Annotated in this window: 13 protein-coding genes; 7 read left to right on the forward strand and 6 right to left on the reverse strand. The window is 61.2% G+C overall.

Translation table 11 applies throughout. The features are described 5' to 3' along the window. Nucleotides 1-71: 71 nt before the first annotated feature. From PspS04_RS03965 to PspS04_RS03990, 6 genes are all read left to right on the forward strand, one after another. Nucleotides 72-821, forward strand: a complete 750-nt coding sequence (locus PspS04_RS03965; RefSeq protein WP_095169322.1) for a FadR/GntR family transcriptional regulator — start codon at nt 72-74, stop codon at nt 819-821. 320 nt (nt 822-1,141) lie between these two features. Next, nucleotides 1,142-2,053 carry a 5-dehydro-4-deoxyglucarate dehydratase gene (gene kdgD / locus PspS04_RS03970; RefSeq protein ID WP_095169323.1) on the forward strand — a complete coding sequence of 304 codons (912 nt, stop codon included), beginning with the start codon at nt 1,142-1,144 and terminating at the stop codon, nt 2,051-2,053. A 58-nt stretch (nt 2,054-2,111) separates the two neighbouring features. After that, nucleotides 2,112-3,557, forward strand: coding sequence for an aldehyde dehydrogenase family protein (locus PspS04_RS03975; RefSeq protein ID WP_159993752.1), 1,446 nt, complete (start codon nt 2,112-2,114; stop codon nt 3,555-3,557). A gap of 87 nt (nt 3,558-3,644) precedes the next feature. Next, the gene (locus PspS04_RS03980; protein WP_159993754.1) at nt 3,645-5,012 is read left to right on the forward strand and encodes an MFS transporter; all 1,368 of its coding nucleotides are present in this window, start codon (nt 3,645-3,647) and stop codon (nt 5,010-5,012) included. 11 nt (nt 5,013-5,023) lie between these two features. Continuing rightward, a complete protein-coding gene (gene garD / locus PspS04_RS03985) occupies nt 5,024-6,577 on the forward strand; it encodes a galactarate dehydratase (protein ID WP_159993756.1) in 1,554 nt (517 codons plus the stop codon). 195 nt (nt 6,578-6,772) lie between these two features. Further along, on the forward strand, nt 6,773-7,714 hold the full coding sequence (locus tag PspS04_RS03990; RefSeq protein ID WP_095169327.1) for an AEC family transporter: 942 nt from the start codon (nt 6,773-6,775) through the stop codon (nt 7,712-7,714). 28 nt (nt 7,715-7,742) lie between these two features. Here PspS04_RS03990 and PspS04_RS03995 read toward each other — a convergent pair whose 3' ends face one another. From PspS04_RS03995 to gatC, 6 genes are all read right to left on the reverse strand, one after another. Further along, nucleotides 7,743-8,135, reverse strand: a complete 393-nt coding sequence (locus PspS04_RS03995) for a carboxymuconolactone decarboxylase family protein (RefSeq protein ID WP_095169328.1) — start codon at nt 8,133-8,135, stop codon at nt 7,743-7,745. Continuing rightward, entirely contained in the window at nt 8,132-9,193 is a 1,062-nt protein-coding gene (locus tag PspS04_RS04000) for a calcium/sodium antiporter (protein ID WP_159993758.1), read from the reverse strand. The genes PspS04_RS03995 and PspS04_RS04000 overlap by 4 nt, the downstream gene beginning before the upstream one ends. 48 nt (nt 9,194-9,241) lie before the next feature. Beyond that, entirely contained in the window at nt 9,242-9,613 is a 372-nt protein-coding gene (locus tag PspS04_RS04005) for a septal ring lytic transglycosylase RlpA family protein (protein WP_095169330.1), read from the reverse strand. A 149-nt stretch (nt 9,614-9,762) separates the two neighbouring features. Then, entirely contained in the window at nt 9,763-11,208 is a 1,446-nt protein-coding gene (gene gatB, locus PspS04_RS04010) for an Asp-tRNA(Asn)/Glu-tRNA(Gln) amidotransferase subunit GatB (protein ID WP_159993760.1), read from the reverse strand. A gap of 10 nt (nt 11,209-11,218) precedes the next feature. After that, entirely contained in the window at nt 11,219-12,670 is a 1,452-nt protein-coding gene (gene gatA / locus PspS04_RS04015) for an Asp-tRNA(Asn)/Glu-tRNA(Gln) amidotransferase subunit GatA (protein ID WP_095169332.1), read from the reverse strand. A gap of 16 nt (nt 12,671-12,686) precedes the next feature. Continuing rightward, on the reverse strand, nt 12,687-12,974 hold the full coding sequence (gatC, locus tag PspS04_RS04020; RefSeq protein WP_095169333.1) for an Asp-tRNA(Asn)/Glu-tRNA(Gln) amidotransferase subunit GatC: 288 nt from the start codon (nt 12,972-12,974) through the stop codon (nt 12,687-12,689). Between the two features lie 210 nt (nt 12,975-13,184). Between gatC and mreB the strand changes: the two genes are divergently transcribed. Then, complete coding sequence (gene mreB / locus PspS04_RS04025) at nt 13,185-14,222, forward strand: rod shape-determining protein MreB (RefSeq protein WP_002555108.1); 1,038 nt, start codon at nt 13,185-13,187, stop codon at nt 14,220-14,222. Nucleotides 14,223-14,308 lie beyond the last annotated feature (86 nt).

Raw genomic sequence — 14,308 nt, forward strand, 5'->3', positions numbered from 1 at the left:
TCAACAGTGATCGTACAACCGCCCTGCGCTATGATGTGCGTATCACTGCTTGCCTGAGATTGATCTTGACCATGGAAAACCCGATCGACGTCCCTCGTCTGCCCCGCAAGCGCCGTAGCCTCGCGCAGGAACTGGTGACGGTGCTGTCCGAGCAGATTCGCGACGGCTTGCTCAAGCGTGGCGACAAGTTACCCACTGAGTCGGCGATCATGGAGGCCCACGGCGTCAGCCGTACGGTGGTCCGTGAAGCGATCTCGCGCTTGCAGGCTGCGGGGCAGGTGGAAACCCGCCACGGGATCGGCACCTTTGTGCTCGACACCCCAAGCCCTAGCGGATTTCGCATCGATCCGGCCACCGTGGTCACCCTGCGTGACGTGCTGGCAGTACTGGAGTTGCGCATCAGCCTGGAAGTCGAATCTGCCGGGCTGGCCGCGCAACGCCGCAGCCCCGAGCAACTGGCCTTGATGCGGGCGGCGCTGGATGCGCTGAATGAAAGCGCTGCGCATGCCGGGGACGCGGTGGCTTCGGACTTCCAGTTCCACCTGCAGATTGCCCTGGCCACCGGCAACCGCTACTTCACCGACATCATGACCCACCTGGGTACCAGCATCATCCCGCGTACCCGTCTCAACTCGGCACGCCTGGCCCATGATGACCACCAGCACTACATGAGCCGGCTGGCCCGTGAGCACGATGAAATCTACGACGCCATCGCGCGCCAGGATTCGGATGCAGCCCGCGCCGCCATGCGCCTGCACCTGACCAACAGCCGTGAGCGCCTGCGCCATGCCCATGAAGAGGCCCAGGCCCAGCGCGGCTAAACAGCTCGTCGCAACCCACAGTGGGCGCAATGCCCACTGTTGTGAGGTTCGCATCGCAATTGCCGGTGTTTGCCGTAGGACATCCCATAACAGAAAGAGCAGAAGCGTTGATTAGCTGCTTCAGGGATGTTTTTTGTTTTCGCATTTATCAGATTTAAATCAATCACTTAGACATCGTTCGTGGTCTCGCGAAGGGCTGGCTTGGCCTGTGGATGATGAAATGCAGTTGACGGTTGTATTTTAAGTTGTACGATGACATACAACATCAGCATGACGCTGAGCGGCTTTCATCACAACGTGCTACTTAGGGTGTTCGAATAATGAATCCACAAGAACTGAAGTCCATCCTCTCTTCCGGCCTGCTGTCTTTCCCGGTGACTGACTTTAATGCCCAGGGCGACTTCAACCGCGCTGGCTACATCAAGCGCCTGGAATGGCTGGCCCCGTATGGTGCCTCGGCACTGTTCGCCGCCGGTGGCACCGGCGAGTTTTTCTCCCTGGCCGCCAGCGAATACTCGGAAATCATCAAGACCGCCGTCGACACCTGTGAAACCAGCGTGCCGATCCTGGCCGGCGTGGGTGGTTCCACCCGCCAGGCCATCGAATATGCACAAGAAGCCGAGCGTCTGGGCGCCAAGGGCCTGTTGCTGCTGCCGCACTACCTGACTGAAGCCAGCCAGGATGGCGTTGCCGCCCACGTTGAAGCCGTGTGCAAATCGGTGAAGATCGGTGTGGTGGTCTACAACCGTAACGTTTGCCGCCTGACCGCGCCGCTGCTCGAGCGTCTGGCCGAACGCTGCCCGAACCTGATCGGCTACAAGGACGGCCTGGGCGATATCGAGTTGATGGTGTCGATCCGTCGCCGCCTCGGTGATCGCTTCAGCTACCTCGGCGGCCTGCCAACCGCAGAAGTCTACGCCGCGGCCTACAAGGCCCTGGGTGTACCGGTTTATTCGTCGGCGGTGTTCAACTTCATCCCGAAAACCGCGATGGACTTCTACCGCGCCATTGCCCGTGAAGACCACGCCACCGTCGGCAAGATCATCGATGACTTCTTCCTGCCGTACCTGGATATCCGCAACCGCAAGGCCGGTTACGCAGTGAGCATCGTCAAGGCTGGCGCGAAAATCTCCGGTTACGACGCAGGTCCTGTACGTGCCCCGCTGACCGATCTGCTGCCTGAAGAATACGAAGCACTGGCTGCCTTGATCGACAAGCAAGGTGCGCAGTAACAAACCGATTAAACAAGGCCGCTGAGTAATCAGCGGCCTTTTGCGTAAGGAGATTGCCGTGGCAGACGTAAAAAGATTCGACAACTACATCGCTGGCCAATGGGTTGCCGGTACGGACTATTCGGCCAACATCAACCCCTCGGACCTGTCCGATGTGGTGGGCGAATACGCCAAGGCCGACCTGGCCCAGGTGCACGCCGCCATCGATGCTGCACGCGCTGCATTCCCGGCCTGGTCGACTTCAGGTATCCAGGCCCGCAGCGATGCGCTGGACAAAGTCGGTAGCGAAATCCTCGCGCGTCGCGAAGAACTGGGCACCCTGCTGGCGCGCGAAGAGGGCAAGACTCTGCCCGAAGCCATTGGCGAGGTGTCCCGCGCGGGCAACATCTTCAAGTTTTTCGCCGGTGAATGCCTGCGTCTGTCCGGCGACTACCTGCCGTCCGTGCGCCCGGGGGTCAACGTTGAAGTCACCCGTGAAGCCCTCGGCGTGGTTGGCCTGATTACTCCGTGGAACTTCCCGATCGCGATCCCCGCGTGGAAAATCGCCCCGGCCCTGGCTTATGGCAACTGTGTGGTGCTCAAGCCGGCTGACCTGGTACCGGGTTGCGCCTGGGCGCTGGCGGAAATCATCTCCCGTGCCGGTTTCCCGGCCGGGGTGTTCAACCTGGTGATGGGCAGCGGTCGTGTGGTCGGCGAGGCGCTGGTCAACAGCCCGAAAGTCGATGGCATCAGCTTTACCGGCTCGGTGGGTGTGGGCCGGCAGATTGCGGTCAACTGTGTTTCGCGCCAAGCCAAGGTGCAGCTGGAAATGGGGGGCAAGAACCCGCAGATCATTCTCGACGACGCCGACCTGCAGCAGGCGGTCGAGTTGTCGGTACAGAGCGCGTTTTACTCCACTGGCCAGCGTTGCACGGCCTCGAGCCGGTTGATTGTCACCGCCGGGATTCACGACCGGTTCGTCGCGGCCATGGCGCAAAGAATGAAGTCGATCAAGGTCGGCCATGCGCTGCAGTCCGGCACCGACATTGGTCCGGTGGTGTCCCAGGCCCAGCTTGAACAGGACCTGAAATACATCGACATCGGCCAGTCCGAAGGTGCGCGCCTGGTCAGTGGCGGGTCGCTGGTGACTTGCGACACCGAAGGCTATTTCCTTGCCCCGACGTTGTTTGCCGACAGCGAAGCAGGCATGCGCATCAGCCGTGAAGAAATCTTCGGTCCGGTGGCCAATATCGTCAGGGTCGCCGACTACGAGGCGGCGCTGGCCATGGCCAATGACACCGAGTTCGGCTTGTCGGCAGGTATCTGCACCACCTCGCTGAAACACGCCAACCACTTCAAACGCCACTCCCAGGCTGGGATGGTGATGGTCAACTTGCCGACCGCCGGCGTGGATTACCACGTTCCGTTTGGTGGGCGAAAAGGTTCATCCTATGGATCTCGTGAGCAAGGTCGCTATGCACAAGAGTTTTACACGGTCGTAAAAACTTCTTACATCGGATCGTAACCCGCTGCACCGCGGTATCCGGGTCCACCGGATACCGCACTGACAGATTCACCCGCGCATAAAAATAATCAGTGGGAGTACACGTACATGCAAGCGACCAAGCCGACCCACGTCCGCTATTTGATCCTGCTCATGCTGTTTTTGGTGACCACGATCAACTACGCCGACCGTGCCACTATCGCCATCGCAGGTTCCAGCCTGCAGAAAGACCTCGGTATCGACGCGGTCACCCTCGGTTACATCTTTTCCGCATTCGGTTGGGCCTACGTGGCCGGGCAAATTCCCGGTGGCTGGCTGCTGGACCGATTCGGTTCGAAAAAAATCTACGCCCTGAGCATCTTTACCTGGTCGTTGTTCACCGTGCTGCAAGGCTATGTCGGTGAATTTGGCATGTCGACCGCGGTCGTCGCCCTGTTCATGCTGCGCTTTCTGGTGGGCTTGGCCGAAGCGCCATCCTTTCCGGGTAACGCCCGCATCGTTGCGGCCTGGTTCCCGACTGCGGAACGTGGCACGGCCTCGGCGATCTTCAACTCCGCGCAATACTTCGCCACGGTGCTGTTTGCACCGCTGATGGGCTGGATCGTCTACAGCTTCGGCTGGCAGCACGTGTTCATCGTCATGGGCGTAATCGGCATCATTTTCTCCGGTATCTGGCTCAAGGTGATCTACAGCCCACGCCAGCATCCGCTGATCAATGAGGCCGAGTTCAAGCACATTGCCGACAACGGCGGCATGGTCGACATGGACCACGACAAGGGCCAGGGCAAGAAAGCCGACGGACCGAAGTGGGACTACATTCGCCAGTTGCTGACCAACCGCATGATGCTCGGCGTCTACCTGGGCCAGTACTGCATCAACGGCATCACTTACTTCTTCCTGACCTGGTTCCCGGTGTACCTGGTCCAAGAGCGTGGCATGACCATTCTCAAGGCCGGTTTCATTGCCTCGTTGCCGGCGATCTGCGGCTTCATCGGTGGCGTGCTCGGCGGGGTGATTTCCGATTACCTGCTGCGCAAAGGCCATTCCCTGACCTTCGCCCGCAAGGCGCCGATCATTGCCGGCCTGCTGGTCTCCAGCAGTATCGTGGCCTGCAACTATGTGGACGTGGAATGGATGGTGGTGGGTTTCATGGCCCTGGCGTTCTTCGGCAAAGGCGTGGGCGCCCTGGGTTGGGCGGTGGTATCCGACACTTCGCCGAAACAGATTGCCGGTCTCAGTGGCGGTCTGTTCAACACCTTTGGCAACATTGCCTCGATCACCACACCGATTGTCATCGGCTACATCATCAGCTCCACCGGCTCGTTCAAGTGGGCGCTGGTGTTTGTCGGCTGCAACGCGCTGGTCGCGGTGTTCAGCTATCTGGTGATCGTTGGTCCGATCAAGCGCGTAGTGCTCAAGGAGCCGCCGGTCAACGGGCCTGAAGCCTCCGGCAAATTATCCCAAGCGCATTCCTGAGGAGCGGCGTCATGCAGTTGATTGAACATTCCGACTCGCCGCGCTACATCCGCCTGCACGAGCGGGATAACGTAGTGATCGTGGTCAACGATCAGGGCGTACCGGCCGGTACCGAATTTGCGGACGGTCTGGTCACCGTGGACTTCGTGCCACAGAGCCACAAGGTCACCCTGGAGGACATTCCAGAAGGTGGTCAGGTGATTCGTTACGGCCAGACTATTGGCTACGCCTTGCAGCCGATTCCCCGAGGTAGCTGGGTCAAGGAAGATCAACTGCGCATGCCGACCGCGCCGCCGCTGGACAGCCTGCCGCTGTCCACCGAGGTGCCGGCAGCCCAGGCACCACTGGAAGGCTACACCTTCGAGGGTTATCGCAACGCCGACGGTACCGTCGGCACGCGCAACATTCTCGGGATCACTACCACCGTGCAATGCGTCACCGGGGTACTCGATCACGCGGTCAAGCGGATCAAGGACGAGTTGCTGCCCAAGTACCCGCATGTCGATGACGTGGTGGCGTTGACCCATAGCTACGGCTGCGGCGTGGCCATCACGGCCACCGACGCATACATTCCGATTCGCACGGTGCGCAATCTGGCGCGCAACCCGAACCTCGGTGGTGAAGCGCTGGTGATCAGTCTCGGCTGCGAGAAATTGCAGGCCGGGCAGGTGATGCACGAGAACGACAGCTCGGTGGATTTGAGCGAGCCATGGCTCTACCGCTTGCAGGATTCCAGTCACGGCTTCACCGAAATGATCGAGCAGATCATGGAGTTGGCCGAGACGCGCTTGAAGAAGCTCGATCGCAGGCGTCGGGATACCGTGCCGGCGTCGGAGTTGATCCTCGGCATGCAGTGTGGCGGCAGCGATGCGTTTTCCGGGATCACCGCCAACCCGGCGCTCGGATATGCCTCGGACCTGCTGCTGCGGGCCGGTGCCACGGTGATGTTTTCCGAAGTCACCGAAGTGCGCGATGCCATTTACCTGCTGACCTCGCGCGCGGAAAACCAGGACGTGGCCCAGGAACTGGTGCGGGAAATGGACTGGTACGACCGTTACCTGGCCAAGGGCGAGGCGGATCGTAGCGCCAACACCACGCCGGGCAACAAGAAGGGCGGGTTGTCGAACATTGTCGAGAAGTCCCTGGGCTCGATCGTCAAGTCCGGTAGCAGTGCGATCAATGGCGTGCTCGGTCCGGGCGAGCGGTTCAAGCGCAAAGGGCTGATCTTCTGCGCGACCCCGGCCAGCGACTTTGTCTGTGGGACGCTGCAACTGGCGGCGGGGATGAACCTGCATGTATTCACCACCGGCCGGGGTACGCCCTACGGGTTGGCCATGGCACCGGTGGTGAAGGTTTCGACCCGCACCGAACTGGCGCAACGCTGGCCAGACCTGATCGACATCGATGCCGGGCGCATCGCCACCGGGCGGGCGTCCATCGAGGAGCTGGGCTGGGAGCTGTTCCACTACTACCTGGACGTGGCCAGCGGCAAACAGCAGACGTGGGCTGAAAAGCACAAGCTGCATAATGACATCACCTTGTTCAATCCGGCGCCCATAACCTAAGACCGCGTTATCGTTCATCGCTGGCAAGCCGCAAGCGGGCGCCAGCTCCCACAGTGATTTTTTGCGTTGCATAAAACGCGTGAACACCGAGGATCCTGTGGGAGCGAGCTTGCTCGCGATGGCGAGCTCGCAGACGCCGATGTCCTTGGTGGCTTATCATTAGCCCCCTAACGACGCCCTCAAGGTTCACCCGGCATGCTGGCCATCTTTCTTGAAACCCTGAACATCACCGCGCCCGTCTTTGCCATGCTGTTTCTGGGTGTACTGCTCAAGCGCATCGACTGGATCAACGACAACTTCATCCACACGGCGTCGGCACTGGTGTTCAACGTCACCATGCCGGCGTTGCTGTTTCTGGGCATCCTGCATGCCGACCTGCATGCGGCGTTGCAACCGGCGCTGCTGATCTACTTCTCCCTCGCGACCCTGGTGTGCTTTGCCATTGCCTGGGGCTGGGCGATTTTCAAGTGCCCGCGCGAAGACCGCGGGATCTATACCCAGGGAGCGTTTCGTGGCAACAACGGGGTCATCGGCCTGGCGCTGGCGGCGAGCATGTATGGCGACTACGGAATTTCCCTGGGGGCGATTCTCGCGGCGCTGGTGATCCTGTTCTACAACACCCTGTCGACCATCGTGCTGGCGGTGTACAGCCCAGTGATCAAGTCCGATCCGTGGAGCATCTGCAAAAGCGTGTTCAGCAACCCGCTGATTATCAGCGTGATTGCGGCCGCACCGTTCGCCTATTTCAAGATCGGCTTGCCGGGATGGCTGGAAACTTCCGGGCAGTACCTGGCCCAAACCACCTTGCCGCTGGCGCTGATCTGTATCGGCGGCACGCTCTCCATGGCGGCACTGCGCAAAAGCGGCAACATGGCCTTGAGCTCGAGCCTGGTGAAGATGATCGGCTTGCCGATACTGGCCACGCTGGGTGCCTGGCTATGGGGCTTTCGTGGGGCGGAGCTGGGGATTCTGTTCCTGTACTTCGGCAGCCCGACCGCCGCTGCAAGTTTTGTCATGGCCCGGGCGGCCAATGGCAATCATGAGCTGGCGGCGGCGATCATTGTCATCACCACCTTGATGGCGGCGGTGACGACTAACGTCGGGATCTTCCTGCTGCAGTGGGGCGGCTGGATCTGAAGGGCCTGTCCACTTCAACGCAACAGGGTCACTCCGGCTTCTGGTAGCTGTCGATCACTTCCTGCGCTGCGCGGAACGCCTCCATCACCGCCGGAACCCCGGCGTAGACCGCGCAATGCATCAGGGTTTCGCGAATCTCGTCCACCGTGCAGCCGTTGTTCAGCGCCCCGCGCACGTGCCCCTTGAGTTCCTGGGGGCACTTGAGCGAAGTAAGGGCGGCGAGGGTGATCAGGCTGCGGGTCTTCAGTTCCAGGCCACCACGATTCCATACCGCTCCCCAGGCGTGTTCGTTGACGAACTCCTGGAACGGTCGGGTCAGGTCGGTGGCATTGCCCATGGAGCGGTCGACAAAGGCGTCGCCCATGACCTGGCGGCGGACTTCGATACCGGTGGGTTTGCTGGAGCTTGCGGAGTCGGTCATGGCGATTCTCTTTTGTTGTGTTGGCGGCGCCAGGCGCGCACTGAGGTGAACAGTAAAAATGCCAGCAGGGCCGGCAACACGCACAGCAGCATCAGTTGTTCCAGCTTGCCGGCCAACGGCATGCCAGTGGTGAACGACACCACATGCAGCCCGTATGCCAGGTACAGGGCGAGGAACAGCAGGCCTTCGGCGCGGGTGATGCGGTAGCCGGAATAGAACACGGGCAAGCACAGCAAGGTGACACCGAGCATCACCGGCAAATCGAAATCCAGGGCATTGGGGGAGACCGACAGCGGCACCGGTGCCAGCAGGGCGGTGATCCCCAGGACGCCCAGCAGGTTGAACAGGTTGCCGCCGATCACGTTGCCCACGGCAATGTCACGCTGTCCGCGCAGCGCGGCAATCAGCGAGGTGGCGAGCTGGGGCAGGGAGGTGCTGACGGCGACGACGGTCAGGCCGATGATGCGCTCGGACAGGCCCAGCTTGCTGGCCAGTGCTACCGTCGCATTGAGCAGCAAGTGCCCGGCGAACACCAGCAAGCCCAGCCCGGCAAGCATCAGCAGGGCACTGCTCAACCAGGGCGAGCGCGGCGCGTCGGATGCCGGCCGAGACGGACGCGCAGTGGGCCGCGACTGGCGCCACAGCAGGCCCAGGTACAGCGCCAACGCAGCCAGCAGCACACCACCATCGAGGGCGCTCAGTTGTTCGTTCCAGGCCAGGGCGAACACCAGCAGGCTGGCGCCGATCAGCAGCGGGATGTCGAGGCGCACCAGTTGCCGGGCAACCCGCAAGGGGATGATCAGTGCCGACAGGCCAAGGGTTACCAGGATGTTGAAGATGTTGCTGCCGATCACGCTGCCGACGGCGATGTCGCTGCTCTGCCCGAGGGCGGCTTGCAGGCTCACGGCCATTTGTGGCGCGCTGCTGCCGAAGGCGACCATGCTCAGGCCGATGACCAGCGGCCGGACCCTGAGGTGAGCGGCCAGGCGCACGGCGGCACGCACCAGCAACTCGGCGCCGGCGACCAGCAGGAGCAGGGCGCAGAGCAGTTGCAGCACGTTGGGCAGGGGTAATTGGGCTAATCCGGAAATGGTCGTGGCTCCCGGTCAGTTGTTCAGGGCTTGTACGCGAACCCGCGCGGTGCCACTGCGCAGCATGCCCAACTTGTCGGCGGCCCCGCGTGACAAGTCGATCAGGCGGCCACGGGTATGCGGGCCGCGGTCGTTGATGCGGACCACCACACTCTTGTCGTTTTTCAGGTTGGTGACCTTCACCCGTGTGCCGAAGGGCAGCTGGCGGTGGGCGGCGGTCATGGCGTACTGGTCAAACGGCTCGCCGCTGGCGGTGCGTTTGCCATGGTGTTTGGCGCCGTAATAGGAGGCGGTTCCGGTTTCGTCGTAGCCCCGGGGGTCGACGTCGTGGCTGGCACAGCCGGCCAGCAGGGAGAGCAGGGCGCAGGCGCTAAGCAGACGTTTCATCAAAAGGGACTCTGCAACAAGCGTGGGAGCTTCGTCTGCTCGCGATAGCGGTTCGGCAGTCAACGCAAAGTTGAATGCCGAACCGCTATCGCGAGCCGGCTCGCTCCCACGGGGAGTGGAGCCAGTGTTGACTGCTGGCTCCATTGTTATCAGCCTTCGAGCTTGCTTTTCAGCAGTTCGTTGACCTGTTGCGGGTTGGCCTTGCCTTTGGAGGCTTTCATGGCCTGGCCGACGAAGAAGCCGAACATCTTGCCGCGTTTGGCTTCGTCTGCCGCGCGGTACTGTTCAACCTGCTCGGCGTTGGCCGCGAGCATTTCATCGAGCACCGCCGAGATCGCGCCGCTGTCGGTGACTTGCTTGAGGCCACGCTTGTCGATGATCTCGTCAGCAGTGCCTTCGCCGTTGGCCATGGCTTCGAACACGGTCTTGGCGATCTTGCCGGAGATGGTGTTGTCCTTGATCCGCAACAGCATGCCGCCCAGTTGCTCGGCAGTTACCGGGGCTGCGTCGATTTCCAGGCCCTGCTTGTTCAACAGGCTGCCCAGTTCAACCATGACCCAGTTGGCCGCCAGCTTGGCGTCGCCGGCAATGCTCACCACTTTTTCGAAATAGTCGGCTTGCTCGCGGCTCGAAGCCAAGACGCTGGCATCGTAGACCGACAGGCCGAACTGCTCCTGGAAGCGCTCGCGTTTTTGCGGCGGCAGTTCTGGCAAGGTGGCGCGGATGTCGTTGAGGAAGGAGTCCTCAAGCACCACTGGCAACAAGTCCGGATCGGGGAAGTAACGGTAGTCGTTGGCTTCCTCTTTGCTGCGCATGGCGCGGGTTTCGTCTTTGTTCGGATCGTACAGGCGTGTCTGCTGGATCACCTTGCCGCCGTCTTCGATCAGTTCGATCTGGCGACGCACTTCGGTGTTGATCGCCTTCTCGATGAAGCGGAACGAGTTGACGTTCTTGATCTCGCAGCGGGTGCCGTACTCGACCTGGCCTTTTGGCCGCACCGAGACGTTGCAGTCGCAACGCAGCGAGCCTTCGGCCATGTTGCCATCGCAGATGCCCAGGTAACGTACCAGCGCATGGATCGTCTTGACGTAGGCCACGGCTTCCTTGGCGCTGCGCATGTCCGGCTCGGAAACGATCTCCAGCAGCGGGGTGCCGGCACGGTTCAGGTCGATGCCGGTGGCGCCGTTGAACTCTTCATGCAGGCTCTTGCCAGCATCTTCTTCCAGGTGCGCGCGGGTCACGCCGACACGTTTGATGGTGCCGTCTTCCAGGGGGATATCCAGGTAGCCCTTGCCGACGATCGGCAGTTCCATCTGGCTGATCTGGTAGCCCTTGGGCAGGTCCGGGTAGAAGTAGTTCTTGCGGGCGAACACGTTGTGCTGGCCGATCTCGGCGTCAATCGCCAGGCCGAACATCACCGCCATGCGCACCGCTTCCTGGTTCAGCACCGGCAGTACACCCGGCATGCCCAGGTCTACCAGGCTGGCCTGGGTGTTCGGTTCGGAACCGAAGGTGGTGGCGCTGCCGGAGAAAATCTTCGATTGGGTGGCGAGCTGGGTATGAATCTCCAGCCCGATCACAACTTCCCATTGCATGTGTTTCTCCTCAGAAGCCTGTCGGGGTGCGGGTGTGCCAGTCAGTGTGCAACTGATACTGGTGCGCAACGTTGAGCAAGCGGCCTTCCTGGAAGTACGGGGCGAGCAGTTGCACGCCGACCGGCAAGCCATCGACAAAACCGGCTGGCATCGACAGGCCTGGCAGGCCCGCGAGGTTGGCGGTGATGGTGTAGACGTCTTCCAGGTACGCAGCGACCGGGTCGCTGTTCTTGGCGCCGAGTTTCCAGGCCGGGTTCGGCGTGGTTGGGCCGAGGATGATGTCGACCTCATTGAACGCAGCCATGAAGTCGTTCTTGACCAGGCGGCGGATCTTTTGCGCCTTCAGGTAGTAGGCGTCGTAGTAACCGGCCGACAGGGCGTAGGCACCGACCATGATCCGGCGCTGGACTTCTGGACCGAAACCTTCACCGCGCGAACGCTTGTACAGGTCGGTCAGGTCTTTCGGGTCTTCACAACGATAGCCAAAGCGCACGCCGTCGAACCGCGACAGGTTGGAAGAGGCTTCGGCGGGCGCGATCACGTAGTACGCAGGGATCGCGTGCTGCATGTTCGGCAGGCTGATTTCCTTGACCACGGCACCGAGCTTCTGCAGCTCCTTGACGCTGTTATGGATCAGTTCGGCGATACGCGGGTCGAGACCTTCGCTGAAGTACTCTTTCGGCACGCCGATGCGCAGGCCTTGCAGCGAGCCGTTGAGGCTGGCGCTGTAGTCCGGCACGGGTTCGTCGATGCTGGTGGAGTCGTTCGCATCGAAGCCAGCCATACCTTGCAACAAAATTGCGCAGTCTTCGGCGGTGCGGGCCAACGGGCCACCCTGATCGAGGCTGGATGCGTAGGCGATCATGCCCCAGCGCGAAACACGACCGTACGTCGGTTTCAGCCCGGTGAGGTTGGTGAAGGCTGCCGGCTGTCGGATAGATCCACCGGTGTCGGTGGCGGTGGCCGCTGGCAGCAGGCGCGCGGCAACGGCGGCGGCCGAACCACCGGACGAGCCGCCTGGCACGTGCTCCAGGTTCCACGGGTTCTTCACGGCGCCGTAGTAGCTCGACTCGTTGGCCGAGCCCATGGCGAATTCGTCCATGTTGGTCTTGCCCAGGGTCACGGCGCCGGCGGCGGCCAGCTTGGCGACCACGGTGGCGTCGTACGGGGCCTTGAAGTTGTCGAGCATCTTCGAGCCGCAGCTGGTGCGGATACCCTGGGTGCAGAACAGGTCCTTGTGGGCGATCGGCGCGCCCAGCAAGGCCCCGGTCTCACCCTTGGCGCGGCGTGCGTCGGCGGCTTGCGCCTGCTGCAGCGCCAGCTCTTCGGTGAGGCTGATGAAGCTGTTGAGCTGCGGGTCCAGCTGGGCGATACGCGCCAGCAGAACCTTGGTCAGCTCTTCGGAGGAAAACTTCTTGTCGGCGAGTCCGCGGGCGATCTCGGCCAGAGTCAATTGATGCATTGCAGGCTCTTTCCCTTTAGTCGATGACTTTCGGAACCAGGTACAGGCCGTTTTCGACCGCTGGTGCGATGGACTGATAGGCCTCGCGGTGATTGGACTCGGTCACAACGTCTGCACGCAGGCGCTGGCTGGCTTCCAGGGGGTGGGCCAGCGGTTCGATACCGTCGGTATCGACCGCCTGCATTTCGTCGACCAGCCCGAGAATGCTGTTCAGGGCCGAAGTGATTTGTGGAAGATCGGCTTCATTGAGGCCAAGACAGGCCAAATGAGCGATTTTTTCCACGTCGGAGCGTTCAAGCGCCATGGGATTCTCCAGTGGAAAACAAAACGGAGGTCGTCCGTGTGTTAGATTGTCGGAACACTACCGCATTTCTACGGTCATAAGGCCGCGATTGTGGGGGTTGGTGCACGGAAAAGCTGCCAATTTAACATATTGGCGCCTTGCCCAAAATCCCTGTCGTTGTTAGAGTTTGCCGCACTTTTTTACCCACGCGTTGCCTAGGGTCCCTTTCCCATGTTCAAGAAACTGCGTGGCATGTTTTCCAGCGATCTTTCCATTGACCTGGGCACTGCCAACACCCTTATTTACGTGCGTGAGCGCGGTATCGTCCTGAATGAGCCATCGGTTGTGGCCATTCGGACGCACGGTAACCAGAAAAGTGTTGTTGCTGTCGGCACGGAAGCCAAGCGCATGCTGGGCCGTACACCGGGCAACATTGCTGCCATTCGTCCGATGAAGGACGGCGTGATCGCCGACTTCAGCGTTTGCGAAAAGATGCTTCAGTATTTCATCAACAAGGTTCACGAAAACAGCTTCCTGCAGCCTAGCCCTCGCGTGTTGATCTGCGTTCCTTGCAAATCCACCCAGGTTGAGCGCCGCGCCATCCGTGAGTCGGCCCTGGGGGCTGGTGCCCGTGAAGTATTCCTGATCGAAGAGCCAATGGCCGCGGCCATCGGTGCCGGCCTGCCGGTTGAAGAAGCTCGCGGTTCGATGGTGGTCGATATCGGTGGCGGTACCACTGAAATTGCGCTGATCTCCCTCAATGGTGTGGTCTACGCCGAATCCGTACGGGTTGGCGGCGACCGTTTCGACGAAGCGATCATCACCTACGTGCGCCGCAACTACGGCAGCCTGATCGGTGAGTCCACCGCCGAGCGCATCAAGCAGGAAATCGGTACTGCCTACCCAGGCGGTGAAGTACGCGAAGTCGATGTTCGCGGCCGTAACCTGGCGGAAGGCGTTCCACGTGCCTTTACCCTGAACTCCAATGAAGTGCTCGAAGCCCTGCAAGAGTCGCTGGCGACTATCGTCCAGGCGGTAAAAAGCGCGCTGGAGCAATCGCCGCCGGAACTGGCGTCCGATATCGCCGAGCGTGGCCTGGTACTGACCGGTGGTGGCGCCTTGCTGCGTGACCTCGACAAGCTGCTGGCCCAGGAAACCGGGCTGCCGGTGATCGTCGCCGAAGATCCGCTGACGTGTGTTGCTCGCGGCGGTGGCCGTGCATTGGAAATGATGGATAAGCACACCATGGATCTGCTCTCCAGCGAGTAAGTTCGCCGGACGCCTCTATGCTGTTCACGCACAGGCAGCACTTTGCAGTGCTGCCTGTTGGCGTTTATCTTCTGTCAGTCTGCATC

The sequence above is a fragment of the Pseudomonas sp. S04 genome, assembly GCF_009834545.1.
Classification (GTDB): Bacteria; Pseudomonadota; Gammaproteobacteria; order Pseudomonadales; family Pseudomonadaceae; genus Aquipseudomonas.